Consider the following 26657-nt stretch of genomic DNA (forward strand, 5'->3'; position numbering starts at 1 on the left):
AGTTAATGATTAAAAAAAATCAGGACCAACCATTGTGTCAGCATCACGAGCATATACGCGCCAAAGAAAGGCAGCATCATTACTGAAAAATGCTTAAAAATCAGTGCAAAGAGCACAACAGTTAGCAAAAATTTTAATCCATTTCCTCGTTTTATCGAGGAATATACTTGATTTGCTTTGCTTGCACCCATAAATCGAAAGGCGTAAGCAGCAAATACAAAATTAGGGAGTACCAACACAGCGCCGCCAGCTAATGCTGAAACTCCGGCTTGTACTCCCCAACCTATAAAAACGATTACTGCAGCGACTAATGCTACGATACCCTGAATCAAAACACCTTGTAATGCGGCTCGCCTGTATGGACGGGCTAACGAATGAGTCACTTTATATTAACCTTAATGACGTTAAATTTTATCAGGGTATGAAAACTGGCGAAATTATACTTGTTTCTGCTTAATTTGCAACTTGACGAGGCGAAATGTGACGTTTTTTGGACGCCAAATAGGTCAAAATTTGTTAGGGAGGAAGGCTTAAATTAAAGCCTGTACAAGAGTGGCTATTTTTCCATCAAAGTTCTTAGTATTCTCGCTATTTCGCAGCATATCGGTGAGGAAATAGCGGCGCAAAATAAAGCACCGCATTCACGTATTAGTCAATTAGTTAAGTTTACCGTTATTCAGCTTCATTCATTTCAGAGTTAATACGCCCCAAAATACCATCAAGCTCATCCAAACTAGCATAGGAAATAACCAGCTTACCTTTGCCTTTTTGGTTATAGTTGATCTCAACTTTTGCGCCTAAGTTTTCCTGCAATTGCTGTTCAAGCAGCTTCACATCAGGATCTTTTTGCTTCGCTTCTTTTTTCTCAACAGGCTCTAAAATGGTGCGAACCAGTTTTTCGGTTTCTCTTACAGTTAATCCTTTGGCCACAGCAGTTCTTGCTGCTTCAGATTGCGCTTCACCAGTTAGGGCAAGTAAACAACGAGCATGACCCATTTCTATGTCGCCATGTTCCAACAAGATTTTTACATCATCGTTGAGATTGTTGAGACGAAGTAAATTGGTGACCGTTGTACGCGATTTACCCACCGCATCAGCAACCTGCTGATGCGTGAGTTCAAATTCATTAAGCAATCGATCTAGAGCAATTGCCTCTTCCATCGCATTGAGGTCTTCACGCTGAATGTTTTCAATAAGGGCAATAGCAACAGCCGCTTCATCCGGCACATCTTTGATTAAACAAGGAACGGTATCTTGCTTTGCCAGTTGTGCCGCACGCCAACGTCTCTCACCGGCAATAATTTCAAAGCTTTGCGTGGTAACTTTACGCACCACAATAGGCTGTAAAATCCCCTGTGAACGGATCGAACTCGCCAGTTCCTCAAGTGCCTGTTCAGACATATCTTTACGCGGCTGATATTTACCCGGCTTTAGCCACTCAATAGGTAATCGTTGTAACTCTTGTTCAACCGCCGATTCGGCAGGTGCTTCACTGACTGTTGCAACCGCTTCTTGTTGATTAGGCACAGGTGCCGCAGCACTTGGATTAGGATTAGGATTAGGTTTAGCTGAGCTGAGTAGGGCATCCAACCCTCGGCCTAAACCACGTTTTTTAACCGACATGTTCTTTTTATCCTCTTAGGCAACCGCAGCCGCTTGCTTTTCTTTGCGTCTTAGCATTTCACCCGCTAGCGCTAGATAAGCTTTCGCACCGCTTGATGCTCTATCATAATACATCGCAGGCGCTCCAAAACTTGGCGCCTCCGCTAATCGCACATTACGAGGGATCACAGTCCGGTACACTTTATCGCCAAAGTGTTGTTTTAACTGCTCAGATACGTCGTTAGCTAGACGATTACGCGGATCGTACATAGTGCGCAAAATGCCTTCAATTTGCAATCCTGGATTCACCAACTTACCGAGTTGGGTAATGGTGTCCATTAAAGCTGTTAATCCCTCCAGTGCATAATATTCACACTGCATCGGAACTAAAACCGCATCGGCGGCAGCCATGGCATTTACCGTTAGCATATTTAATGAAGGTGGACAGTCGATGAATATATACTCATATTTATCTTTTATCGTCTCAAGGGCGTTGCGTAGTCTCACTTCGCGCGCAAACAACTCCATCAGTTTGACTTCTGCCGCGGTTACATCCCCATTGGCTGCGATCAAATGATACTCACCACTGGTTTCTGTGGTGATCACTTGATCCATTGGCGCTTCTTCGATCAATAGATCATAAACCGTTGCGACATCGGCGTATTTATCAACACCACTGCCCATGGTTGCATTGCCTTGAGGATCGAGATCGATCAACAGAACTTTACGTTTAGTCGCCGCCATGGACGCGGCTAAATTCACCGCAGTGGTTGTTTTACCAACACCACCTTTTTGGTTTGCTATTGCAATGACTCTTGCCACATTGTCCTCGACAATTAATCTTTAGAAAGAATGATTAAATGGCGCTCACCTTCAAGCTTGGGCACCACTAAACTAATATCTTGCGATAAACTCACGCCGTTTGGTAGTTGTTCTAGCTCATCCGCAGGGTATTGACCCTTTAGTGCTAAGAATACACCTTGGTTATCGATTAAATGTGAACACCACTGGATCATATCTTGTAGTGATGCAAAAGCACGGCTGAGTACACCGTCTAATTTAACACTTGGCTGATATTCTTCAACTCGAGACTGCACTGGGGTAACATTCTCAATACCAAGCCCATGTTTTACCTGCATTAAAAATCGAACTCTTTTACCAAGGCTATCAAGAAGAACAAAATTGATGTCCGGTCTAGCTATCGCTAAAACCATACCCGGTAAACCCGGTCCGGTGCCAACATCAATATAGTTACTGCCCGTTAAGTGTGGCGCAACAACCAAAGAATCCATGATGTGTTTTACCATCATTTCTTTTGGGTCACGAACGGAAGTGAGGTTGTAGGCTTTGTTCCATTTATCCAGCAGCTGGACATATTCGACCAACTGCTGCTTTTGTTGTTCGCTGAGCTCGATAGAGGTATCAGCGAGTAATTCATTCAATTGTTCTAGTAACACAGTGTTCCACTGCTATTACGCCGACTTACGTAATAGCCCTTGCTTTTTCAGATACACTAATAATAGCGAAATAGCAGCAGGGGTGATACCAGAAATACGTGAAGCTTGGCCAATCGTTTGTGGACGAGCATCACTCAGCTTTGCCACAACCTCATTTGACAGGCCGCTTACCAGGCTATAATCAAACTCAGCAGGCAGTAATGCCTCTTCATGACGAAGCTGTTTATTAATCTCATCTTGTTGACGCGCAATGTAACCGGCGTACTTAGTTTGGATCTCAACCTGTTCAAGGGCTGGAATATTATCAAACTCAGATCCTAATCCTTCGATTGCCATCAGGTCGTGATAATTAACCTCTGGACGGCGGATCAGATCTTCAAGACTGGCTTCGCGTACCAGTGGTTTTTTCAATAATCCATTTACCGCTTCAAGTGCAGGGTGATCTTTATGGATCCAAGTATTGCGCAGACGCTGTGCTTCTTGTTCCATAACTTCAAGCTTGTCGTTGTATGCAGCCCAGCGTTCATCGTCAACTAAACCTAATTCGCGACCTTTTTCCGTTAGACGTAAATCCGCATTGTCTTCACGTAGTAACAAACGGTATTCAGCACGAGAGGTAAACATACGATAAGGTTCTTTTGTACCAAGCGTTGCTAAGTCGTCAATCAACACACCGGCATAAGCTTCATCACGGCGCGGTGTCCATGCTTCACGGCCTTGAACTTGAAGAGCTGCGTTCATACCCGCAATCAAACCTTGGGCACCAGCTTCTTCATAACCGGTTGTACCGTTTATTTGACCTGCAAAGAATAAGCCATTGATAAACTTAGTTTCTAATGATTGCTTAAGGTCACGGGGATCAAAGAAGTCGTACTCAATTGCATAACCAGGACGACAAATATGCGCATTCTCAAAGCCTTTAATAGAACGCACGATCTCCAGTTGGATATCAAATGGTAAGCTGGTGGAGATACCATTTGGATACAGCTCGTATGACGTTAAGCCTTCAGGTTCTACGAAGATCTGATGTTTTTCTTTATCAGCAAAACGCACAATTTTATCTTCGATGGAAGGACAGTAACGCGGACCAATCCCCTCAATCACGCCAGCATACATCGGCGAGCGATGTAAGTTATTACGGATCACATCATGGGTTTTTTCATTGGTATAGGTGATATAACAAGGGATCTGTTTTGGATGATCAGACACTTTGCCCATAAACGAGAAAACCGGAGTAGGGGTATCGCCTGGTTGCTCTTGCATCACTGAAAAATCAACCGTTCTTGCATCGATACGTGGTGGTGTACCCGTTTTTAGTCGATCAACTCTAAAAGGCATTTCACGTAAACGCTCAGCCAAAGCGATAGAAGGAGGATCGCCAGCACGGCCGCCTTTGAAGTTTTCTAAACCAATATGGATCTGGCCACCCAAGAAAGTACCAACCGTTAGCACCACTGAAGAAGCGCTAAAGCGTAAACCCATTTGAGTTACGACACCTTTGACCTGATCACCTTCAACAATCAGATCATCACAAGATTGTTGGAAGATCTTTAAGTTTTCTTGATGTTGCAAAATGTCTTGGATCGCCGCTTTATACAATGCGCGATCTGCCTGAGCACGAGTCGCTCGTACCGCAGGGCCTTTCGATGAATTAAGCGTTCGAAATTGGATCCCACCTTTGTCGATTGCTTTGGCCATTGCACCACCAAGCGCATCGATCTCTTTAACCAAATGACCTTTACCAATCCCACCAATAGCTGGGTTACACGACATTTGGCCTAAGGTATCCATATTGTGTGTTAACAATAAGGTATTCATACCCATACGTGCAGCTGCAAGTGCAGCTTCAGTGCCTGCGTGTCCACCACCAACAACGATGACATCAAAATGTTCATGATAAATCATTTACGGGATCCTACTTAAAACAACCGAGCAAATTTAGAAAGGATGCGTATTCTACCTAGAATTAACCAGAAGTGAAATGGTTAAACTTTGCACAACGCAAAAAAGAGATCACTTAAAATATATAAGGATCTTTTTAAAGATCTTTATTGATCTTACTACTACTGATCCTTTGATCTGTGAATAGTTTTGTATTCCTGTTTAGATCCAACTGCTTAACTAAGATCAATTGGTGTGAATTAGATCGGATCAATGGGCTTAAAACCTTTGATCAACTTGCCACTTTATTCACAGGGCTAGATCTGAATTATTTTATCCAATGGATAAGTAAGCGTAGATCAGCAGTTAGATCATAGGTTATCCACAATACGATCTAAAATAGACTGAATTTGTGAATAACTTCTGTGTATTTCAGTGTCGCGCCGTTAAGCGACACATTCAACAAACTTAGGTAACCAAGCAATAGCGGTATCTTCTGGTAGATCTGGGTGTAAAACATCGATCTTTTCTATGTCTAACAGCTGTGTTGCACCTTTTTCTTTAAGTAGATCAGCAAGATTAATAGCTGCATGATTAAAGGTGTCATAACTTGAATCACCAATTCCCACTACCGCAAAGCGTAACTGGCTTAGATCCGAGCTCGCTTTTAATGCTGATATAAAAGGTAATAAGTTTTCTGGATAGTCACCGGCCCCATAAGTTGATGTCACCACCAGCCAAAGTGCTTGCTGACAAGCTTCAAGCTCGGGTTTTTCATGCAAATTCACGGTATAACCTTGAGATTCAAGCGATTCCATTAGCTGTTCAGCAACGTATTCTGCTGATCCCATTTGGCTGCCTACAATAAGATCTAAAGTTTGCATTGTTACCCTTACCTAAGTCGTATTGCGCGCCATCTTAGCGTTTAACGTGAATATGTAAATAGGGCTTTGAGGTTATTGGATAAAAATATTTGCACAAATAGTGTGTAATTTTTAGTGTTTTTACTTATCTATATGAAATAAAAACAGAAAATAAAATATTCCCAAGCTTAACTCGGTGATTTATTTGTGGATAATCTATGGGATAGCTGAGCCTAAAAATACTTTTTAAGCCAAAGCGCATGCTTGAAACGGTAAGATCTCTGCTGTTTTTGAACAAATTTTGAGGTTGTGGATGAGGTGTTGTGGATAATGATCTAAAAGCTGGAAGTCGATCCAGTCTTTTAGATCTATATAGTTAGATCCATATAATAAAAGAATCTAAAAAAACGGTCAGATCTTGTGATTTATTTAGTTTGACAGCCAAGTTGTGCGGACTGATTGCTCAAATAAGAAGTCTACAGCATGTTCTTCGAGCAGCCTTCTGGTGGCTGATTCTTGTAGTGCTATCACATGATCGCTGAGAGCATTACCCGATGAAATACGTTTGACTCCTAACCCTACTAACGCCTGTTTATCACTAAACCCGGGCAACAGCATCACATTGACTGGAATTAAAAGCAGGGCTGTTAGGCGTTTTATCATCGTGGTGTTGGTTAAACCGGGAATAATTTACGAGAAGTAGTCATAGACAGATTGTCATGGAGAAAAATATTGCCCATCCAACGGACAGTAAACTACTAGAAAAATGCCGTGGCAAACTGGTTGGTTTCGCTAAGCAAGCCAGTATTCGGCTTAGGCAAAGTTATGAACGAATTGGCCTAAGATCGCGCAAAAAGTAGCGCTGTGCCAATGCTAAACAATTTAAACGCATGATGAAAACACTGGGAAACTATCTCAGACGGGTGATGAAAGGTATCTTGAGGAAAAGCACCGAGCAGCCAAGTCGGGAGTTTATCCATGCCCTACAACAACACAAGCGGCTGTTAAAGCAAGAAAAACGAGTAAAAATAAACTCTATAACCTGCATGAGCCGGGTGTTCAATGTATCGCCAAGGGAAAAAGCGCAAAGCCATATGAGTTGAGTATCGCGACAATATTGAAAGAGCAGTTTGTAGTTTGCTTGCATGCAATGCATGGCAGCCCCTATGACGGCGACACGTTATGAGAAACGTTGAGAATAGTAGAAAACGTCACAGATAAAAGGCGATACAGCTGTTTTGTAGATAGGGGTTATCGAGGAATGCGTTATGATGTGTATATTGCAGGGCAAAAGCGCAGGTAGGCCAAAGCTGCCGTAAAATTCTAGCCCAACTGCGGCTTTTTTATGCCTAGATTTAATATTAGTTATTAGCAGCGAAAGCGCTACGTAATAACGGAATTGTCGATAAAATTAATGCCCAGTCTGGATTGATTGAATTCGGCTAGTCTAAGCATTAAAACGTCAATATTCAGGAGCGACGAAGTAACTCATGCTAATAGCTTGATTTCACAGTCACTCTAGCTGAAGTTATAACAGTTGATAAGGGGTATGACAGTAATGATTTTAGAAACCAACTTGAAAAGTTAAGCTGCCAAGAAAAGGAAGCTGCAAGGTGGGCAATGAGGGTATAGATTGATGTATATCCAAATATCACCATTTTCTTGGGTGATTTATGGTCAAAGGTTAATAGGCTCTAGGATTAAAGAAATGAAAATCATAGAAGTTCGTTTTTATCTATGGCCTTTAAATCAGAAAAAGGTTCGAGTAATCGATTAAAAATATATACTAACATAAGGATAATTAAGATTGCGGCTGTTGAACCAAATTTGTCAGCGATAACAGAGTGAAATGTGGTTTTAAACAAGAAAGAAAGCAAAAAACAGATGACTACAGTCCATAATATACTTGGTTGAAGTGTAAAACCGCAGCAGGGACAATAAATGAACTTCTCAGAAATTAACTTCATCCTTATTACCATTGAAATTTCAGTTTTGCAGTTTGAACAACTTCGGACAAATATTTTCATGATATTCACATTTTATATAATTTAAATTATATGATTGAAGCGAAATGCTTCAATCATATAGTACGAAATGGCCCTGAATTCAGATAATAAGTGCACCAATCAAGGTTTAATAGTGGTAAGAGATCAACTACTTGTTGGTTATAGCTTGTTTGACTTATTACTTCCCAATACAAAATGAGCTAAAGATCTTGCCCAGCAAGTCGTCGGAGGTGAATTCACCAGTGATCTCATTGAGGTATTGCTGGGTAAGGCGCAGCTCTTCTGCCAAAATTTCACCGGCAATATGCATTTCTAGCTGAGTTTGACCTATTTCTAGGTGCTCAGCAGCGCGCTCTAGGGCGTCTAAGTGACGACGGCGAGCCATAAAGCCACCTTCAGTTGCACCAGTAAATCCAATACAGGCTTTTAGGTGTTCCCTCAATAAATCAATGCCTTGAATATCTTTAGCACTTAGACGGATAAGGGTATGGCCATCACTCGTTGTTGCGCCAACCGCTTCACCGCTTAAATCGACTTTATTGCGGATCACGGTAATTTCCATGCCTTGTGGTAATTGCTCGATAAAATCAGGCCAGATCTTCGCAGGATCGGTTTCGTGGGTTTCGGTGCCATCCACCATAAATAGTACGTGATCAGCGCCGCGGATCTCTTCCCAAGCACGCTCAATACCTATTTGTTCTACTTTGTCTGGACTATCACGAAGTCCTGCGGTGTCGATAATATGAAGCGGCATGCCATCAATATGAATATGTTCACGTAGTACGTCTCGTGTGGTACCTGCGATGTCTGTAACAATCGCGGCTTCACGGCCTGCTAAGGCATTAAGTAGTGAAGATTTTCCGGCATTAGGGCGGCCAGCAATCACCACGCGCATGCCTTCACGCATAATGCTGCCTTGCTTGGCTTGTTTACGCACTTCTGCGAGTTGCTGAATAATGGCTTCTAGGTCACCCGAGACTTTACCATCGGAAAGAAAGTCGATTTCTTCGTCGGGGAAGTCAATTGCGGCTTCTACGTACATGCGCAGATGAATTACTTTCTCAACCAAAGTATTGATATGTTTAGAAAAGTCACCTTGTAGTGAATGTAGTGCACTTTTTGCAGCTTGCTCGCTGGTGGCGTTGATCAAGTCTGCGATAGCTTCTGCTTGCGTTAAGTCTAGCTTGTCGTTCATAAAAGCACGTTCTGAGAACTCACCAGGCTTTGCCAAGCGCACTTGCTCAATTTTGCTGATTTCCTTTAACAGCATATCAAGTACCACTGGGCCACCGTGGCCTTGTAACTCAAGGACATCTTCACCGGTGAATGAGTTCGGCCCTTGGAAGAACAATGCAATACCTTGGTCTAGTTGTTCACCTGCTAGGGTATTGAATGGCAGGTATTCGGCATAGCGAGTTTTTGGGCATTTACCTAAGATTTGCTCGGCAACTGCTCGGGCTTTACACCCTGAAACTCGAATAATACCAACGCCACCGCGACCCGGTGCGGTAGCCTGTGCTGCTATGGTGTCTTGTGCGATCATGATGACTCTTTAGACTGTCTGGTTAATAGCCATAATTGTACAGCAATTGATATATCTCAGGTATAGCTGGTGGGTAATATCTGAGTATGCTCATTGTGTTTTGGGTGGTTGATGACCTTAATGATACGGTTATGCGCTTTTGTCAGGTATAATTATGGTCACAGTTTTTACTGTTCTTACTAGCAAAGGTTGTATAAGGGAAACTAACGCTGTGCTGCACTTTCTTCAATTCCGCTTCGATCCAAATGTCTCGTGTTTATATCGTGATGCTGAGCAAGTGCCACTGAGGCCGAGAGTCGCGCAGCTGTTGGCTTATTTTTTAGCCCATCCAAATCAGATTGTTACACGTGAAACATTGCTCAGCACGTTGTGGCAACACGGTGAGTTTAGAGAAGCTGCACTAACACAAAGTATCACTGAGCTAAGACAAGCCCTCAAAGATAACGCCCAGCAACCCACCTTTATTAAAACCATACCACAGCAAGGTTATCAGTGGATTTGTCCTGTTGAGAGCCGCACATTTAGCACATTCAAACTCACTACAACAATAAAAGCGATGCTTGTCGTTGGCGCTGGCGCTGTTGCGTTAAGTGGAGTCGCAGCGAGTGTTTACCTCGTTTCTAGTTCAGCACCCGTTGTCACTCGTATACAAGCTGAGCAAGACTCGTTAATCATTGTGCCAATGGTGAATGAGACAGGTGTACAAGCCAATGCGTGGTGGGGTTATGCGCTTGAAGCAGCATTGAGACAACATTTACAGTCTCATTATCAATTAGTACCGCGAAGTCAATATCCTGAGCTTGCAGAGAATAGTGCGATTAATCAGCTCACGCTTTCACTAAAGCCGATACAACAGCGTTTTTTACTCAGTGTTACTTATGGAGATAAGCAAAGCGAGATAATTGTTGAACAGTTAGATGAGAGCTTTGAAGCGATTGCAACAGAGGTTATTGCGCAGTTAGCGCTAGGTGTTGACACTAAAACCGCCAAAAAATCATCCCTAAATCTAGCAATGAATGACTATTACCGCGGTGTACAAGCATTAAATGAACAGGGACCTCAACTAGCAAAGGCATATTTTGAGGCGGCTGTGGCACAAATGCCAGAACATCTAGAAAGTCAGTTGGAGCTTGCGCAAATTTGTTGGCAGCTCGGTGATATTGATTCTGCCACCCGTCGATTCGAACAGATTTCACTAAGTTCAGCTTCAATCGCGACTCGTGCTCGCTACCACCTCTATTACGGAGAGTTTTTCAAGGCACAAGGCTTACATCAGCAAGCGTTGCAGCAAGCTCAGCTTGCACTCGATGCTGCTGAGCAAAGCCAGCAAGTTGAATTGATTGCGATGGCATATCAACTCAAAGCAGATGCTTTTTGGGTGTTACAACGTTGGGATGAATACCAGCAAGCGATGAGTTCAGCGCATGTTTTGATAGGTAGTCGATCGTTTGCCTATAGCGAAGCACAGCGGAGTTTCTATCTTGCCAATCCACCAGCGGCTGGTCCCGCTGAAAAAACGTTACTGAACTTAGAGAAGAGTAAACCTGTGCTCGCGCAAGCCATTGCCTATTATGAGCAAACAGAGCAGACCATGAATCTAATAAAAGCTTTGTTTGCTTATGGTCAAAATTACTTAGTGCCAGTGGTTGAAAGTGAGCCTAGTTTATTAAAAGCCCTCGCTTTAGCTCAGAAAAATGGATATCGATATTTAGAAAAGCAAATACTCACTTACCTAGGATTCTACTATATTCAGCTACATCAGGGAGAAAAGGCGCTACGGTATTTAAAAGACATTAACGGCGAGCCGCGTTTTATTCCAAGCTATGAGCAACAGCAATTACTGATTGGCATGGCGCATATGGATATCGCATTGCAAACGGGTGATACGGATGCAATGCAAAGTGCAATTACGCAATATCAAATGCTGTTAGAAAGCGATTATATTTCTTCGGTGACGCGTGCCAACGTTAAATTGTTACTGGGTTGGACTTGGATCAAAGCGGGCAAGCTCGAATTAGCAGAGCCTTTGACGATTGAAGCAATGCAAGACTATCAAACGTTACAGCTACAAGAAGTTGAGACCTATGCGCTCTATACGCAAATGTATATCCACCTTTTGAGAAACGAGCCTCAACAAGCGCTTGAAATCATTACTGCACATCAACATACCAATTCACATCTTTTGTTGCTTTACGGTGTTGTTGCGGCTGATATGTTAAAAGAAGAAGCGCTGCAAAAACGCTTTTCAGATAAATTGGCCGGACTCGAAAACAGCCAATTATTACAGCAACAGTTGCTGCAAATACGCCAGCAAAGCAGCATCGATAAGCATTTTATAGCTGAACTTATCGATGCCCCTTACAGCGTCTATTGTCAGAGTAAATGGACGATAAATTAGGCTCTAGTCTATGTTGGGTGGCTGATTACCGCGATAAACGACTTCACCGTGTTTGTCTTGTACCACCCAGTAAGGTAGCTCTCTAATCTCAAACTGGCTAAATACTTCGTTGTGGTGATCGAACACAATATCGTGTTTGACCTCAAAGCGTTGTTGGTAGTCTCGAGCACTTTGTTCTTCCACATAAAAGGGCTTAATCACAGTAACGACTGGATACGCACTCGAGTCAGCGAGTTGATTGTTTTGCTTTATTCTCATTTCACAGGCAGGAATATGTTGAAACGGACACAAGCTATCGCTGAAAAATAACACTCTATATTGACTGTTTATCGTCGCTATCGAAAATGGCGCACCGGTGAGTGTTTGCAATGGGATCTGTGTTTCTTTCTCTGTGCTTGGTGCACTGTTAGTCATCAACAACTCTCGTTTGATAACTTTGTCGTCTTTAACGACAACACGAGCAGGTGTTTGCCTTACTGCAAACCGTTGCATCAACTGGTTTTGCTTATCAATAGCTAACTCAGCATAGCTTGGATAGGCCGTTTTAAATTGCGCTAAGCTTGCCTCATCAATATTGATATCGGGCTGTAGCAATCTCCTTGGTGCTAGTGGCGTTGGTAGAGTCGTGGGTTGTACATACTCATCCCAAATATTAATAAACACATACTCTTGCGTGTTGGCGTGCGCAAACACGCTGAAACACACAGCGGCGAACATAAGTAAGGCTTTAATTGATGACATTAGTTTGCTCCTTGGAGTGTGCTCAGATGTTGTTGCAGCTCATCTGTAAACAATGCGCTGCGATAGATTTCTTTGCCGTTTTCATCAATGAGGATGTGTTGTGGCGTGCCTAACACTTGAAACTGCTGAGTTATCTTGCCACTACCATCAAATACCGTTGGAAACTGGTAATCATGTTTATCAAGGTAAGTTTGCACGCCTTTTTTCGACTGATTGAAGCCAATATTGACGGCGATAACCTGATAGTGGTTATTGGCTTGCTGAAAGCTTTGCTCAAGCAGTGGCATTTCTTCCACACAGTAGGAGCACCACGTTGCCCAAAACTTCAAGTAAGTGACTTTGCCTTGACTGGTTACGGCATTGTTTGCAAGCGTATTGGCGGTCAGTACGGGATAGTCCTTTGCTGCAGACATTGTGCTGAGTAACATAAAGAGTGAATAAAAAATGATTTTTTTCATGGTGGTTCCTTTGCGTTTTATAGCCAACTTTTGCCAGCTTGAATAAGAAAATATTGCGCCATCGCGACTAAGATAAGTGCGGTTGCTGTAGTGATGTGATTTAGCCAAGCTCCAGATTTTGGTAATGTATGCAAAAAGCGCGTGCTTAGCCCTGCTAGCAGTAATAGGGTGCTCATACCGAGCGCAAAACTAAACAGCAGCGCGCCTCCTAATAGAGGTTGCTGGGCATTAGCAACGAAGAGCAATAAGCCGCCTAGAATTGGAGACGTACAAGGAGCCGCAACAAGAGCGCTGGCCATGCCCATTAGAAGAGGTGCTGGTGAGCCTGTTGCAATCGTATTTGGCAAGCGTGGCAGCGAGATTAAGCCTTTTGATACCGCAGCAAAGTAGAGTAATAGATTAGCAAAAATAAGCAGCACCCAAGGGTTTGTTGCTACTTGGCCAAAGAAGCTACCGGTTAATGCTGCAATAAATCCAAGCGCGGCGTATACAGCTGCAAAGCCTAGCGCATACAAAATAGGAGCAAGGCGAATATGGCGTTGTTGGCTAAGAGTCGCAACAGTTATGGGAAGTATGGGATATACGCAGGGCGTAAAGCTGGTGAGTACACCTACTAAGAGTGCAATAGGCACTAACCACCAATCAGTTTCGGCACTGGAGAGTGCCTGTAGTAACGTAGATTCAAGCATCGTCTTCTCTTTGCATTTTTTAACTGCAAAAGAGCATGACGGATAGCCCAGATTTGACCTATCAAATCGTCATAAAATCGCTATCAAATTTTATCAAGCGTTTGCTTTTATTTGATATTTTAATTGTTATGAGTTTAAAAGAAAAAGTGCTTGTTGCTCGTTGTGTTTATAAGATAAGGTAAGTTACCTAGTTTAGGTAACTTAAAATTATGCGTAAAGGGAGATATTATGAATAGACTAACACTAGCGGTTGTATCTGCAGCATTTGCGGTATCTGGTTCTGCACTAAGTGGTGAGAATGTAAAACCAGACTATGACCCTACAAAATATTGTTATTTTGCCGATCAGGCATATTCTAAGGGATCGGTAGAAAAGCAAAATAACAAATGGAAAGTCTGTGTTGACGGCGGTCCAAATGGTGAGCTCCAGTGGATTGATCAATAACGACAACTTCATATGATACGCAAATAAAAAACGCCAGCTGTGAAGCTGGCGTTTTTTATTCAAGGTGTACGAGCGTTAACCGCGTACTTTCATGCCTTTTTTCTCCATGCCACGGTAGATGATAAGCATCTGAGCGATAGAGATAAGGTTTGAAACCAACCAGTAAAGTACCAGACCTGATGGGAACCAAATAAAGAAGATTGAGAACACGACTGGCATGTAAGTCATCATCTTTTGTTGCATTGGGTCTGTAACTGTCATTGGCTGTAGTTTTTGGGTTAGGAACATACTTGCGCCAAATAGCACTGGTAGTACGTAGTACGGGTCCATTGATGATAGATCCGTTAGCCACAACATAAACTCAGCATGACGTAGTTCCGTTGATTCAAGGAATACGTAGAACAAGGCTAGGAAGATTGGCATTTGTAGTAGTAGTGGGAAACAGCCACCCATTGGGTTCACTTTTTCCTTACGGTACATTTCCATCATCGCTTGGCCGAACTTTTGGCGGTCATCGCCATAACGCTCTTTTAGTGCCTGCATTTTAGGCTGTAGCATGCGCATCTTAGCCATTGAGGTATATTGCGCTTTAGTTAGTGGGTATAACGCCGTTTTCACAATCAAAGTAATAGCAATAATCGCCAGACCCCAGTTACCTAAAATACCGTAAAGGAACTTAAGCAGAGTCAGTAAAGGTTGTGAAATAAACCATAACCAGCCGTAGTCTACAGTGAGATCTAGGTCTTCTTGAATTGCTTCAAGCGCTTCTGTGTCTTTAGGACCCATGTAGTACACCGCATGGATAGTTGCCGTGCTATTTGCTTGAACATTGGTTGGCTCGCTCTTCATACCAACAATACCATTACCATTTCTAAGCGCGGTATAAATCGTATTATTGGTTTGCTGATCTGGCACCCATGCACTGACGAAGTAGTGCTGTAGGAAAGCAACGTAGCCGCCTTGGGTATTTTTATTCAGGTTCGCATCCGCCATATCAGAGAAGCTGTATTTCTCATAAGGTTCTTCAGCGGTACCATAGGCTGCGCCTAAGTAGGTCTGATCAACCATGCTGCCTTTATCTTGGCGTGTACGTTTGATTTGTGTGTATAGTTGTACTTGAACAGGTGATGAGGTGGTGTTGTTAACTTGGTATTCTAAGTCAACGTCATACTTACCTGCTTTAAATACATAAGTTTTTGTGTACTGTACACCTTTCTCATCAGTAAAAGTCAGTGGTACACGTAATGTATCGCCATTGAGCTCATATTGCTGTTGTGCCGACTCATAGACTGGGCGACCAGCTTTGTTCGCGTCAGGGCCGTTTAAACCAATTAAACCACTCTGTGAAACATACTGTTTGCCTTCAAATTCACCAAGTAACATGAAAGGCGTGTCGCTGCCATGGGTTTCTGCGTGTTGTAGTAAGCTGGCTTCAACGATGTCACCGCCTTTAGTATCAATTTTTACCGAAAGTACATCGGTAGTGATACTAATGACAGAACGTGTTGCCTGAGTTGCTACAACTGGGACATCGGATTGGCTTGATGCTGGTACATCAGCTTGCTCTTCTGTTGGGGTTGAGTTCGCCACTTGTTGTGTGACGGCACTGGTATCAGCTTGTGGCGGGTTTTGTTCTTGTGTCCACTCTTGGAACAGTAGGAACGAAACCAGCAACAAACCGATAAATAAAAACGTGCGTTGCGATTCCATAACAGCTCTTATTTCTCGTGTTGTTTAACTTTAGTCGACTTCACAGGTACAGGATCATCTCCACCTGCGCTCAAAGGGTGACATTTTAATATGCGTTTAACCGCTAACCAACTCCCTTTTGCAATTCCATGTAAATTAATTGCTTGAATTGCATAACTAGAACAGGTCGGGTTAAAACGACAATGAGGCCCGAGTAGGGGGCTAATCCATTGTTGATAACCGCGGATCAGCAATATAAGCAGGTGCTTGGGAAGCGAACAAACTGCTTTGAACTGATTTCTGATCTTGCTACGCCCTGAAGTTGAATTCATGGCTTTGTAGATATCAATTTCCTCAATTTACTGCTTCAACCTAAGTAGGCAAAAACAGACTATTTTTCCATTGATATAGCTGATTAAAAGGTGAGCTAACCTTACCTTAATTGGCGTAAAATTACTATGCTAGCAAGGGTAAATGCGCCGTAAAAAGGAAAGGCTAAAGCAGATTATTGCTTTTTCGCGTTAGCTTGAGGATTTTTTGAACGCTTGTGTTGAGGTTTTGGCTTAAAAGGTGGTTTAGGTGTACCTGGCTTACAACGTTCATTTATTTTGCGCCACATCTTAGTGAGCTGTTTAGTTAGCTCTTCATTAGATTGCTCGTCAACACCGGTTTTGACCATCAACACAATATCGATGTTATCAAGTTTATGACGATTTAATCGAAAGCTTTCTCTGGCAAGTCGTTTGATACGGTTTCGTTGACATGCTTTTTTGCAGCGTTTTTTAGCTACAGTTAAACCGAGTCTTGGATGACCAACATCATTTGGTTTTGCAAGTAGAGTAAAATAAGGCGTAGCAGCGCGAGCTGGCTCTTGAAATATGCGGGAGTAATGCGAGGGAGTTAACAGACGTAACTCCCTGCTAAAGCTAAAGTCTTCCACTAAATATTAAGCAGAAAGTACTTTACGGCCTTTAGCACGACGACGTGCTAATACTTTACGACCGTTCTTAGTCGCCATGCGAGCACGGAAACCGTGAGAGCGCTTGCGCTTAAGTACGCTAGGTTGAAAAGTTCTTTTCATAACAATTCCATCCGATCGGTTAAAAGTTAAAACATCCTATGCAGGTCGCGATCCTGGCACAGGTGCCATTGCGAGCGCGAGATATTAAAGCTGGGCGCGTCTAAAGTCAATCAAAATCTGTTCTCTGTGGCTAAATAATCCACAGTAGAATTTCTTTATCCTTATATATAGACAAAACTTGGCAAAGCTATCGAGCAAACATAGACGATCTACATAAAGTAGGATCAATACGAAATCGATCTGCATAGATCTGATCCGATGGGCGGCATTATAGCATTTAGTAAGAATAGGAAAAGCTCTGGAAAACTAAATTTGATCTTAATTTTGGGGTGAGATCGGGTGAGTTTTTTGCTATGATCTTACTTGTGGGTAAAAAATAAAAACCTTTAAATTTCATGTGTTTATTTTTTTGCTAGGGTGAGATCTTGCTTTTTCTAAATGTCAATATTGAACTTGTGGATAAGATCACTTCATAATACCCCGCTTCCACCAGTGATTTTGTAATAAAAACTAAGTATTTCCGGCGATCCTTTCATTTAGATCTGATTTTTTAGATCTGAATGCTCTATTTCTTATTCCCGGGAATCAAAACCTATTGGAGTTCAGAGTGTATCTGTCGGTTTGGCAAAGTTGTTTATATGTTTTGCAAGATGAATTGCCATCTCAGCAATTTAGCATGTGGGTAAGACCACTACAGGCAGAAAGTACTGATGATACGCTAACTATCTATGCGCCAAATCGTTTTGTATTGGATTGGGTACGAGAAAAGTATCTCCACCGCATCAATGAACTGCTGATTGAGATCTGTGGTGATGAAGCACCAGAGTTGCACTTTGATGTAGGCAGCAAACCTGTGTTAGCTGCACAACCAAGTGTGTCTAACGAAAAAGCCACAAGTGTAGGTCATGCAACCGATAATACGTCGATGCTGCAAGGCACTCAGCCAAAGATGGCAGAAAAAGTTGAGCCTGCACCTAAATCTTCGCACAAGGCTAATATTAAAGAGAATTACACTTTTGATAACTTTGTAGAAGGTAAATCTAACCAGCTGGCAAAAGCCGCTGCAACACAAGTTGCTGATAATCCAGGTTCTGCATTCAATCCCGTATTTATCTATGGTGGAACTGGTTTAGGTAAGACACACTTATTACATGCCGTGGGCAATGGTATTCTTGAACAAAAACCGGATGCAAAAATTGTTTATATGCATTCAGAGCGGTTTGTTCAGGACATGGTTAAAGCACTACAAAATAATGCCATTGAAGAATTCAAGCGTTACTACCGTAGCGTTGATGCATTGATGATTGATGATATCCAATTCTTTGCAAACAAAGAGCGTTCGCAAGAAGAATTCTTCCATACTTTTAATGCGCTGCTTGAAGGCAACCAACAAATTATTCTAACTTCTGACCGTTACCCTAAAGAAATAGAAGGGGTTGAGGACCGACTGAAGTCGCGTTTTGGTTGGGGGTTAACTATTGCTATTGAGCCACCAGAATTAGAGACTCGCGTTGCTATCCTAATGAAGAAAGCGCAGCAAAGTAATATTAACTTGCCACACGAAGTTGCCTTTTTTATTGCTAAGAAATTACGCTCTAATGTGCGAGAGTTAGAAGGTGCGTTAAACCGCGTGATAGCTAATGCCAACTTCACTGGTCGCCCAATTTCTATCGATTTTGTTAAAGAAGCGCTACGCGACTTATTAGCGCTACAAGACAAACTCGTTACCATCGATAATATCCAGCGCACCGTGGCGGAATATTATCGAATACGTGTTTCTGACTTATTGTCAAAACGTCGTAGTCGTTCAGTTGCAAGACCAAGACAAGTTGCCATGGCATTGTCTAAAGAACTGACAAACCACAGCTTACCAGAAATAGGTGATGCATTTGGTGGCCGCGACCATACCACCGTGTTACACGCGTGTAGAAAAGTAAAAGCACTTCGTGATGAAAGTCATGAGGTAAAAGAAGATTATCAAAACTTAATTAGAACGCTGTCTTCTTAAGGGTTAAATGATGCAAATAACGATTCCAAGAGAACTATTTTTAAAGCCACTGGTACAGGTGTCGGGTGCCATTGAGCGCAAACATACACTGCCTATTTTGTCTAATGTATTGCTAGAAGTGAAAAATGGCGCGTTACATATGACAGGTACAGATTTAGAGATAGAGCTTGTTGCATCTGTTGCCCTTGAAACCAATGTGCCAGACGCCAAGATCACTTTGCCTGCAAAAAAACTCCTAGATATTTGTAAGAGCTTGCCTGATAACTCTGATTTAGTGCTAAGTAGCCAAGAGCATCAACTGCTACTGACTAGCGGTCAAAGTCGCTTTTCTTTGACAACCTTAGCTGCTGAAGATTTCCCTAATCTTGAAGAGTGGGATGGTGAGGTTGAGTTTGCCATAACGCGTTTAGAGCTTAGAAAATTGCTAGAAGCAACGCATTTCTCAATGGCTAACCAGGACGTACGTTACTATTTAAATGGTATGTCGTTTGAAGTAGATAATAATGGAATTAAAACGGTAGCCACTGATGGTCACCGTTTGGCAATTGCGCAGCAAAAATTACCAGAGTCATTGCAAACGCAACGTCAATTGATCATTCCTCGTAAGGGCGTGCAAGAGATCATGCGCTTACTGCCTGCGGATGATGAAACTATCACCATTCAATTTGGCGCTAATCATGTGCGTATCATCGACAGCGAATTTACTTTTACGAGTAAGCTGGTGGATGGGCGATTCCCTGATTATCGTCGCGTATTACCTCGTGGCGGGGACAAGTTGGTCACCGCAAATCGCGATTGGCTACGTAGTGCATTTCAGCGCGTATCTATTCTTTCTAACGAGAAGTTTCGTGGCGTGCGATTGAATCTGAGTAATGGGCAATTAAAAATTAGTGCCAATAACCCAGAGCAGGAGCAAGCTGAAGAAATTGTTGAGGTAGGTTACCAAGGCGATGATCTTGAAGTTGGTTTTAACGTTTCTTACTTATTAGACGTGTTAAATACAATAAAGTCTGAAGATGTACAATTTACGCTTTCTGATGCGAACAGCAGTGCGCTTATTGAAGCCGCTGGTGACGAACATGCAATGTATGTAGTTATGCCGATGCGTTTATAGAGTTATGAGTTTAACTCACCTTAGCCTCAATGCGTTTCGAAACATTGAGGCGATGGCGCTTTCACCTAGCAATGCCGTTAATGTCATTCTGGGTGAAAATGGTAGCGGTAAAACCAGTCTGCTCGAAGCCATTTACTTTCTCTCCAGTGGTAAATCTTTCCGTACCAATCTGCAAAAATTAATGATCAAGCATGAGGCTTCTCATTGCGTTGTTCATGCTAAAAAACAACTACATAACTTGTCTATACCGCTTGGTATTAGTAAATATACCAGTGGTGAAACTAAGCTTCGAATTCAGGGGCAGGCAAGCCGGAAAGTGGCAGAATTAGCACAGGTTTTACCTGTTCAAGTTATTACACCAGAAAGCTATGAGCTGTTTTTTGGTGGTCCAAAAGAGCGTCGTAAGTTTCTTGATTTAGGTGTGTTCCACGTGGAACATCAGTTCTATTCCACATGGAAAATGTTTAATCAGGTGCTCAAGCAACGTAACGCTTTATTGAAATCTAAACCGAGAGATCTCCAATCCCAGCTAAGTTATTGGGATAAGGAGTTTGTACGCCTTGCTGAGCAAATAAATATGTTTAGAGAGGCTTATATAGGTAGGTTTCAGACGCATTTTTTTGATAAGATAGGGGATATAAGCCCTATATTTAAAGGCCTTGAAATTCGCTTTCAAGCGGGCTGGAAGGGGGAACTAGCTGAGGTATTAACAAATCAGTTAGAGCGAGATGTAAAACTTGGCTATACAAGTAAGGGGCCGCATAAGGCTGACTTTAACTTTTATACTCAAGGAAACAGCGTAGAACATATTTTTTCTCGTGGCCAACTCAAGCTATTACTGTATGCACTTAAAGTAATGCAAAACAGTTTGATTGACCAAGAGAGTAATAAGCAGTCAATTTTGCTTATTGATGATTTACCTTCGGAGCTTAGTGAAGATACTAAGGTGGCGGTATCGCGTCTGTTGGCGCAATGTCAGTCACAGCTGTTTATCACTGCTATTACTCCAGAAAGTATTGCCGCCGTTATTGAACCAATGGAACGTGAAATTAAAATGTTCCACGTGGAACATGGCAGCTTAATAACAAAATAATTGGAAGAAACCATGTCGGAAAATTACGATTCGTCGAGTATTAAAGTACTTAAAGGATTGGATGCTGTTAGAAAGCGTCCGGGAATGTATATCGGTGACACAGACGATGGTACTGGTTTACATCACATGGTGTTTGAGGTCGTTGATAACTCAATCGACGAAGCACTAGCAGGATATTGTGACGATATTTTCGTAACAATTCATACCGATGGCTCTGTATCTGTTCGAGATAATGGTCGTGGTATCCCAACTTCAATTCACGAAGAAGAAGGGGTTTCTGCGGCAGAAGTTATCATGACTGTACTACATGCCGGTGGTAAATTTGATGATAACTCATATAAAGTATCTGGCGGTTTGCACGGTGTAGGTGTTTCTGTTGTAAATGCACTTTCTGAAAAACTACAATTAACAATCCGCCGTGATGGCAAAGTGCATCAGCAAAAATACACAATGGGTGTTCCAGATGCGCCGCTAGGTATTATCGGTGAAGCGGAATCTACTGGTACAGAATTGAGATTCTGGCCAAGTGCTGAAACTTTCTCAGATACAAATTTCCACTACGATATTCTAGCCAAGCGCCTACGTGAACTATCTTTCCTTAACTCTGGTGTAAGCATCATTTTGAGTGATGAGCGCGAAGAGAATAAACAAGATCACTTCAAATACGAAGGCGGTATTCAAGCATTCGTTGCATATCTAAATCGTAAGAAGACGCCAGTTCATCAAAGCGTTTTCCACTTTTCGACTGAGCGTGATGATGGCATTAGCGTAGAAGTCTCTATGCAATGGAATGATGGTTTCCAAGAAAACATCTACTGTTTTACCAATAACATTCCTCAACGCGATGGTGGTACTCATTTAGCGGGTTTCCGTGCAGCACTTACGCGTACGCTTAACACCTACATGGAAAAAGAAGGCTTTAATAAAAAGTATAAAACCAGTGCTACGGGTGACGATGCCCGTGAAGGTTTGACCGCTGTTGTTAGTGTTAAAGTTCCTGATCCTAAATTCTCTTCACAGACAAAAGATAAGCTCGTTTCTAGTGAAGTGAAAGGGGCTGTTGAGCAAATGATGGCTGAAAAGCTAACGGAATTCTTGCTAGAAAACCCAGGCGATGCAAAAACCGTTGTAAACAAAATCGTTGATGCTGCGCGCGCACGTGAAGCTGCACGTAAGGCCCGTGAAATGACTCGTCGTAAGGGCGTTATGGATTTAGCTGGTTTACCGGGTAAACTCGCTGACTGCCAAGAACGAGATCCTGCACTTTCTGAACTATATATAGTGGAGGGTGACTCGGCGGGTGGTTCTGCTAAGCAAGGTCGTAACCGTAAGAACCAAGCAATTCTGCCGCTCAAAGGTAAAATCTTGAACGTAGAAAAAGCACGCTTTGATAAGATGCTTTCTTCTCAGGAAGTGGCAACACTAATTACTGCATTAGGCTGTGGTATTGGCCGTGATGAATATAACCCTGAAAAGCTAAGATATCACCGCATCATCATCATGACCGATGCGGACGTGGATGGTTCACACATCCGTACGCTGCTACTGACTTTCTTCTATCGTCAAATGCCAGAGATCATCGAGCGCGGTTATGTCTATATTGCTCAGCCACCACTATATAAAGTGAAGAAAGGTAAGCAAGAGCGCTATATTAAAGATGATAATGCACTAACTTCATACCTAACGACATTAGCACTTAACGATGCTGCGTTATACCCAGCAGAAGGTGCTGAGCCAATTTCTGGTAACAAGTTAGAAAACTTAGTGCATGATTATCAAAATACGATAGATATTATTGAACGTTTAAAGCGTAAGTACCCGTCTTCAATCATGAACCGCTTGCTTTATCATCCAGAGCTCACCGAGTCAGACTTATCTGATGAAGCAAAGGTAACGGCGTGGACTGAAAACTTGGTTGCTGACCTTGTGAAGAAAGACGAAGACGCCACTATCTTCAACGCAGAAGTTGCATTTGATGAAGAGCGCCATATGTATTATCCGGTGATCAATATTCGTCAGCACGGTGTTGATAAAGCGCATACTTTGAGCTTCGATTTTATTACATCTAAAGATTATGTTCGCATTGCGAACACGGGTCGTCAGATTGGTAGTTTGATCAGCGAAGGCGGTTATGTACAGCGTGGTGAGAAGACACAAGCAATCGAATATTTTGAGGCTGGTCTTGAATGGCTTATCTCAGAGTCTAAGCGTGGCTTGTATACACAACGCTATAAAGGATTGGGTGAGATGAACCCTGACCAACTTTGGGAAACAACGATGGATCCAGATGCTCGCCGTATGCTACGTGTGACTATTGAAGATGCCATTGCTGCAGACCAATTGTTTGCAACCTTGATGGGTGACCAAGTTGAACCTCGTCGAGAGTTTATCGAAACAAATGCACTGAGAGTTGTTAACTTAGACGTGTAAACTCAAACATCTAGTAAAAAGGAGGGATTTTCCCTCCTTTTTTTATGCTTTAAAGCTTAAAACCCTCCTGCGCTCGCGGTATACTGAGCATAATTTTCAATCATTGAATCGAGCGTAAGCGCCAAATTACTGCAGGCGTTTACATACGATAAGTACCAGATAAAAATAAGCCAACTATGCAAAAATACGATATCAAAACCTTCCAAGGTTTGATCCTGGCTTTACAGGATTACTGGGCGCAGCAAGGCTGTGTTGTAGCTCAACCTTTAGATATGGAAGTTGGTGCGGGTACATTCCACCCGATGACCTTCCTTAAGTCCATTGGTCCTGAGCCAATGTCGAGCGCATACGTACAACCTTGTCGCCGCCCGACGGATGGTCGCTATGGTGAAAACCCTAACCGTCTTCAGCATTACTACCAATTCCAAGTTGTTTTGAAGCCATCGCCTGAGACTATTCAGGAGCTCTACCTAGGCTCTCTAGAAGCGTTGGGCATTGATACATTGACGCACGAAGTACGTTTTGTTGAAGACAACTGGGAGTCACCAACGCTAGGTGCTTGGGGATTAGGTTGGGAAGTATGGTTGAATGGCATGGAAGTGACTCAGTTTACTTACTTCCAGCAAGTTGGCGGTATTGAATGCTCACCGGTAACGGGTGAAATTACTTATGGTTTAGAGCGCCTTGCGATGTATATACAAGGTGTAGACAGCATTTATGATCTCGTTTGGACAGATGGTCCAATGGGGCGCGTAACTTATGGTGACGTGTTCATGCAAAACGAGATCGAACAGTCGACATATAACTTTGAATATGCGGATGTAGAGGCATTATTCAAGCAGTTTGACCAGTGTGAAAAAGAAAGTGAAAAGCTAATCGAAGCGGGGCTTCCATTGCCAGCTTATGAGCAGGTAATGAAGGCATCTCATGCATTTAACCTGTTAGACGCACGTCATGCTATCTCAGTAACTGAGCGTCAGCGCTATATATTAAGAGTTCGTGCTTTATCAAAAGCTTGTGCACAGGCTTACTATGACGCACGTGAAGCACTTGGCTTCCCGCTTTGTAAGGATAAATAATGTCGATTGAAAACTTACTCGTAGAAATTGGTACCGAAGAGCTACCACCAAAGGCGTTACGCAACCTTGCTGAGTCATTCGCAGAAAATACTAGGCAAGAACTTGAAGCATTAGAGCTTAGCCATGAAGGCGTGAGCTGGTATGCATCACCTCGTCGCTTAGGCATTCAAGTTAAAGCATTGCAAACGCAACAGGCCGATAAAGTGGTTGAAAAGCGTGGTCCAGCTATTCAGGCGGCATTTGACGCGGATGGTAACGCGACTAAAGCGGCGCTAGGTTGGGCTCGTGGTTGTGGTATTGATATTAATGATGCTGAGCGTTTAGAAACTGACAAGGGTACTTGGCTGCTACACAAAGCGAAAGTAGAGGGGCAACAGACCTTAGCGTTACTAAGCGATGTGATCAACAAAGCACTGGCTAAGTTACCTATTCCAAAGCCGATGCGCTGGGGTGCGAACAAGACGCAATTTATCCGTCCTGTGCATACTGTGGCTGCACTACTTGGTAGTCAACAAGTTGAAGGTGAAGTGCTAGGTAAAGCTATCAGTAATGAGCTGCAAGGACATCGCTTCCATCACCCTGAACGTGTTCGTGTTGAACATGCTGATGATAGCCATGCAGTGCTAAAAGGCGCATACGTTATTGCGGATTATGAAGCACGTAAAGCGTTAATTCGAGGCCAAATTGAAGCTGAAGCTGAAAAGCTCGGCGCGCAAGTAGCGATGGATGAAGATCTTCTTGAAGAAGTTACATCACTAGTCGAGTGGCCAGTAACTTTAGTTGCATCTTTTGAAGAAGCCTTCTTGCAAGTGCCTGATGAAGCACTTATCTACACCATGAAAGACGACCAAAAATACTTTCCACTGTTAGATAAGCAAGGCAACTTGATCAACAAGTTCTTGTTTGTTTCTAACATTGAAAGTAAAGATCCGAGCGTAGTGATCTCGGGTAACGAGAAAGTGGTTCGTCCACGTCTGGCAGATGCTCAGTTCTTCTTTGAAACGGATAAGAAGAAAACGCTGGAAAGTCGTCTTGAGTCACTTGATTCAGTGTTATTTCAGAAGCAGCTTGGCACACTAAAAGACAAGTCAGAGCGTATCTCGGCACTCGCTGGTTTTATTGCGGAGCAGCTTGGTGCTGATAAGGCATTAGCAGAGCGTGCCGGTTTACTAAGTAAAACGGATTTAATGACTGAAATGGTCATGGAATTTACTGACGTTCAGGGCGTGATGGGTATGCATTACGCGCGCATTGATGGCGAAGCGGAAGAAGTCGCACTAGCACAAAATGAGCAATATATGCCGCGTTTTGCTGGTGATAATCTACCGTCTAACCCAATCAGTTTTGCTGTGGCGCTTGCGGATAAGTTTGATACTCTGGTTGGCATTTTTGGTATCGGCCAGACACCAAAAGGCGATAAAGACCCGTTTGCACTTCGTCGTGCTGCCATCGGCGCATTGCGTATCATGGTAGAAAAAGAACTACCATTAGACATTCAGGATATCGTTGCCAAAGCAATGACGTTATTCGGTGATAAGCTAAGCAATGCAAATGTTGCCGATGAAGTGGTTGAGTTTATGTTAGGTCGTTTCCGTGCCTGGTACCAAGATGAAGGTATCAGCGTGGATGTGATCCAAGCAGTACTTGCAAGACGTCCAACGAGCCCAGTTGATTTTGATCGCCGAGTAAAAGCGGTTAGTCACTTTAGAACGTTGGCGGAAGCTGAAGCGTTAGCTGCTGCCAATAAGCGTGTAAACAACATTTTAGCGAAGAATAACGTCGCGTCAGAAGCTGCGGTGGAGAGTTCACTCCTGCAAGAAGAAGCTGAGCAAACATTGGCTGCACAAGTTGCTGCGTTAACTGCTGAGCTTGCACCTGTTTACGCTGAAGGTGATTATCAAACTGCACTGACGCGTTTAGCAAGTTTACGTGAAGCAGTAGATAACTTCTTTGATAATGTTATGGTAATGGCGGACGATGAAGCGGTTAAAGCCAATCGTTTAGCGCTACTTGGTCAGTTAAGTAAGTTATTCCTTAATACTGCAGATATTTCAGTGTTACAAAACTAATTGCTGATACAA

Annotated in this window: 23 protein-coding genes; 8 read left to right on the forward strand and 15 right to left on the reverse strand. The window is 42.8% G+C overall.

Annotated elements, in window-relative coordinates; all coding sequences use genetic code 11:
- Positions 1-2: 2 nt before the first annotated feature.
- From MHN32_RS11800 to mnmE, 8 genes are all read right to left on the reverse strand, one after another.
- A complete protein-coding gene (locus MHN32_RS11800) occupies positions 3-383 on the reverse strand; it encodes an ATP synthase subunit I (protein ID WP_010604145.1) in 381 nt (126 codons plus the stop codon).
- Between the two features lie 289 nt (positions 384-672).
- Positions 673-1623, reverse strand: a complete 951-nt coding sequence (locus MHN32_RS11805) for a ParB/RepB/Spo0J family partition protein (protein WP_239421783.1) — start codon at positions 1621-1623, stop codon at positions 673-675.
- Between the two features lie 15 nt (positions 1624-1638).
- On the reverse strand, positions 1639-2424 hold the full coding sequence (locus MHN32_RS11810; RefSeq protein WP_010376876.1) for a ParA family protein: 786 nt from the start codon (positions 2422-2424) through the stop codon (positions 1639-1641).
- Between the two features lie 14 nt (positions 2425-2438).
- Complete coding sequence (rsmG, locus tag MHN32_RS11815; protein WP_010376874.1) at positions 2439-3059, reverse strand: 16S rRNA (guanine(527)-N(7))-methyltransferase RsmG; 621 nt, start codon at positions 3057-3059, stop codon at positions 2439-2441.
- Positions 3060-3074: 15 nt separating this feature from the next.
- Positions 3075-4964 (reverse strand): tRNA uridine-5-carboxymethylaminomethyl(34) synthesis enzyme MnmG, encoded by a 1890-nt coding sequence (gene mnmG, locus MHN32_RS11820; protein WP_239421784.1) that lies wholly within the window; start codon positions 4962-4964, stop codon positions 3075-3077.
- Between the two features lie 422 nt (positions 4965-5386).
- On the reverse strand, positions 5387-5824 hold the full coding sequence (gene mioC / locus MHN32_RS11825; protein WP_010604148.1) for an FMN-binding protein MioC: 438 nt from the start codon (positions 5822-5824) through the stop codon (positions 5387-5389).
- A gap of 408 nt (positions 5825-6232) precedes the next feature.
- Positions 6233-6466, reverse strand: a complete 234-nt coding sequence (locus MHN32_RS11830) for an isocitrate lyase/phosphoenolpyruvate mutase family protein (RefSeq protein ID WP_239421785.1) — start codon at positions 6464-6466, stop codon at positions 6233-6235.
- A 1521-nt stretch (positions 6467-7987) separates the two neighbouring features.
- The gene (gene mnmE, locus MHN32_RS11835) at positions 7988-9352 is read right to left on the reverse strand and encodes a tRNA uridine-5-carboxymethylaminomethyl(34) synthesis GTPase MnmE (RefSeq protein ID WP_017218537.1); all 1365 of its coding nucleotides are present in this window, start codon (positions 9350-9352) and stop codon (positions 7988-7990) included.
- Between the two features lie 211 nt (positions 9353-9563).
- Between mnmE and MHN32_RS11840 the strand changes: the two genes are divergently transcribed.
- Positions 9564-11750 carry a winged helix-turn-helix domain-containing protein gene (locus tag MHN32_RS11840; RefSeq protein WP_239421786.1) on the forward strand — a complete coding sequence of 729 codons (2187 nt, stop codon included), beginning with the start codon at positions 9564-9566 and terminating at the stop codon, positions 11748-11750.
- Positions 11751-11753: 3 nt separating this feature from the next.
- On the opposite strand, the gene MHN32_RS11845 is transcribed toward MHN32_RS11840, so the two are convergent.
- Genes MHN32_RS11845 through MHN32_RS11855 form a run of 3 tightly spaced genes read right to left on the reverse strand, consistent with a single transcriptional unit; the run spans position 11754 to position 13638 of the window.
- Positions 11754-12491, reverse strand: a complete 738-nt coding sequence (locus MHN32_RS11845) for a hypothetical protein (protein WP_239421788.1) — start codon at positions 12489-12491, stop codon at positions 11754-11756.
- Positions 12491-12949 (reverse strand): TlpA disulfide reductase family protein, encoded by a 459-nt coding sequence (locus MHN32_RS11850; protein WP_239421790.1) that lies wholly within the window; start codon positions 12947-12949, stop codon positions 12491-12493. The genes MHN32_RS11845 and MHN32_RS11850 overlap by 1 nt, the downstream gene beginning before the upstream one ends.
- A gap of 17 nt (positions 12950-12966) precedes the next feature.
- Entirely contained in the window at positions 12967-13638 is a 672-nt protein-coding gene (locus MHN32_RS11855) for a cytochrome c biogenesis protein CcdA (RefSeq protein WP_239421791.1), read from the reverse strand.
- 228 nt (positions 13639-13866) lie between these two features.
- Between MHN32_RS11855 and MHN32_RS11860 the strand changes: the two genes are divergently transcribed.
- Positions 13867-14082, forward strand: coding sequence for a DUF1496 domain-containing protein (locus tag MHN32_RS11860; RefSeq protein WP_010604156.1), 216 nt, complete (start codon positions 13867-13869; stop codon positions 14080-14082).
- Between the two features lie 75 nt (positions 14083-14157).
- Here the strand turns inward: MHN32_RS11860 and yidC are convergent, their stop codons facing one another.
- The 4 genes from yidC to rpmH all read right to left on the reverse strand — a co-directional run bounded on the left by yidC (position 14158) and on the right by rpmH (position 16852).
- A complete protein-coding gene (gene yidC, locus MHN32_RS11865; RefSeq protein ID WP_010604157.1) occupies positions 14158-15792 on the reverse strand; it encodes a membrane protein insertase YidC in 1635 nt (544 codons plus the stop codon).
- An 8-nt stretch (positions 15793-15800) separates the two neighbouring features.
- The gene (gene yidD / locus MHN32_RS11870) at positions 15801-16103 is read right to left on the reverse strand and encodes a membrane protein insertion efficiency factor YidD (protein ID WP_010604158.1); all 303 of its coding nucleotides are present in this window, start codon (positions 16101-16103) and stop codon (positions 15801-15803) included.
- Positions 16104-16276: 173 nt separating this feature from the next.
- The gene (gene rnpA / locus MHN32_RS11875; protein WP_239421792.1) at positions 16277-16711 is read right to left on the reverse strand and encodes a ribonuclease P protein component; all 435 of its coding nucleotides are present in this window, start codon (positions 16709-16711) and stop codon (positions 16277-16279) included.
- 6 nt (positions 16712-16717) lie between these two features.
- Positions 16718-16852: a 50S ribosomal protein L34 gene (gene rpmH / locus MHN32_RS11880; RefSeq protein ID WP_010604159.1), complete on the reverse strand. Its 135-nt coding sequence runs from the start codon at positions 16850-16852 to the stop codon at positions 16718-16720.
- Between the two features lie 607 nt (positions 16853-17459).
- Between rpmH and dnaA the strand changes: the two genes are divergently transcribed.
- The 6 genes from dnaA to glyS all read left to right on the forward strand — a co-directional run bounded on the left by dnaA (position 17460) and on the right by glyS (position 26645).
- Positions 17460-18860, forward strand: a complete 1401-nt coding sequence (dnaA, locus tag MHN32_RS11885) for a chromosomal replication initiator protein DnaA (protein WP_095730129.1) — start codon at positions 17460-17462, stop codon at positions 18858-18860.
- Positions 18861-18870: 10 nt separating this feature from the next.
- Positions 18871-19974: a DNA polymerase III subunit beta gene (dnaN, locus tag MHN32_RS11890; protein ID WP_239421805.1), complete on the forward strand. Its 1104-nt coding sequence runs from the start codon at positions 18871-18873 to the stop codon at positions 19972-19974.
- 4 nt (positions 19975-19978) lie between these two features.
- On the forward strand, positions 19979-21067 hold the full coding sequence (recF, locus tag MHN32_RS11895) for a DNA replication/repair protein RecF (protein WP_010604162.1): 1089 nt from the start codon (positions 19979-19981) through the stop codon (positions 21065-21067).
- 12 nt (positions 21068-21079) lie between these two features.
- Positions 21080-23497, forward strand: coding sequence for a DNA topoisomerase (ATP-hydrolyzing) subunit B (gene gyrB / locus MHN32_RS11900; protein ID WP_102055794.1), 2418 nt, complete (start codon positions 21080-21082; stop codon positions 23495-23497).
- A gap of 176 nt (positions 23498-23673) precedes the next feature.
- On the forward strand, positions 23674-24576 hold the full coding sequence (glyQ, locus tag MHN32_RS11905; RefSeq protein ID WP_239421793.1) for a glycine--tRNA ligase subunit alpha: 903 nt from the start codon (positions 23674-23676) through the stop codon (positions 24574-24576).
- Positions 24576-26645, forward strand: a complete 2070-nt coding sequence (glyS, locus tag MHN32_RS11910) for a glycine--tRNA ligase subunit beta (RefSeq protein ID WP_010604164.1) — start codon at positions 24576-24578, stop codon at positions 26643-26645. The genes glyQ and glyS overlap by 1 nt, the downstream gene beginning before the upstream one ends.
- Positions 26646-26657: the final 12 nt, after the last annotated feature.

The organism is Pseudoalteromonas sp. Of11M-6 (assembly GCF_022347905.1).
Classification (GTDB): Bacteria; Pseudomonadota; Gammaproteobacteria; order Enterobacterales; family Alteromonadaceae; genus Pseudoalteromonas.

What these genes read in the sequence shown, in the direction of transcription:
- gyrB (WP_102055794.1), top strand. Translation starts at nt 21,080, where the DNA reads ATGTCGGAAAATTACGATTCGTCGAGTATTAAAGTACTTAAAGGATTG.
- MHN32_RS11850 (WP_239421790.1), bottom strand. Translation starts at nt 12,949, where the DNA reads ATGAAAAAAATCATTTTTTATTCACTCTTTATGTTACTCAGCACAATG.
- mioC (WP_010604148.1), bottom strand. Translation starts at nt 5,824, where the DNA reads ATGCAAACTTTAGATCTTATTGTAGGCAGCCAAATGGGATCAGCAGAA.
- MHN32_RS11805 (WP_239421783.1), bottom strand. Translation starts at nt 1,623, where the DNA reads ATGTCGGTTAAAAAACGTGGTTTAGGCCGAGGGTTGGATGCCCTACTC.
- MHN32_RS11845 (WP_239421788.1), bottom strand. Translation starts at nt 12,491, where the DNA reads ATGTCATCAATTAAAGCCTTACTTATGTTCGCCGCTGTGTGTTTCAGC.
- yidD (WP_010604158.1), bottom strand. Translation starts at nt 16,103, where the DNA reads ATGAATTCAACTTCAGGGCGTAGCAAGATCAGAAATCAGTTCAAAGCA.
- mnmG (WP_239421784.1), bottom strand. Translation starts at nt 4,964, where the DNA reads ATGATTTATCATGAACATTTTGATGTCATCGTTGTTGGTGGTGGACAC.
- dnaN (WP_239421805.1), top strand. Translation starts at nt 18,871, where the DNA reads ATGCAAATAACGATTCCAAGAGAACTATTTTTAAAGCCACTGGTACAG.
- MHN32_RS11855 (WP_239421791.1), bottom strand. Translation starts at nt 13,638, where the DNA reads ATGCTTGAATCTACGTTACTACAGGCACTCTCCAGTGCCGAAACTGAT.
- glyS (WP_010604164.1), top strand. Translation starts at nt 24,576, where the DNA reads ATGTCGATTGAAAACTTACTCGTAGAAATTGGTACCGAAGAGCTACCA.
- MHN32_RS11860 (WP_010604156.1), top strand. Translation starts at nt 13,867, where the DNA reads ATGAATAGACTAACACTAGCGGTTGTATCTGCAGCATTTGCGGTATCT.
- yidC (WP_010604157.1), bottom strand. Translation starts at nt 15,792, where the DNA reads ATGGAATCGCAACGCACGTTTTTATTTATCGGTTTGTTGCTGGTTTCG.
- rpmH (WP_010604159.1), bottom strand. Translation starts at nt 16,852, where the DNA reads ATGAAAAGAACTTTTCAACCTAGCGTACTTAAGCGCAAGCGCTCTCAC.
- MHN32_RS11830 (WP_239421785.1), bottom strand. Translation starts at nt 6,466, where the DNA reads ATGATAAAACGCCTAACAGCCCTGCTTTTAATTCCAGTCAATGTGATG.
- recF (WP_010604162.1), top strand. Translation starts at nt 19,979, where the DNA reads ATGAGTTTAACTCACCTTAGCCTCAATGCGTTTCGAAACATTGAGGCG.
- mnmE (WP_017218537.1), bottom strand. Translation starts at nt 9,352, where the DNA reads ATGATCGCACAAGACACCATAGCAGCACAGGCTACCGCACCGGGTCGC.
- glyQ (WP_239421793.1), top strand. Translation starts at nt 23,674, where the DNA reads ATGCAAAAATACGATATCAAAACCTTCCAAGGTTTGATCCTGGCTTTA.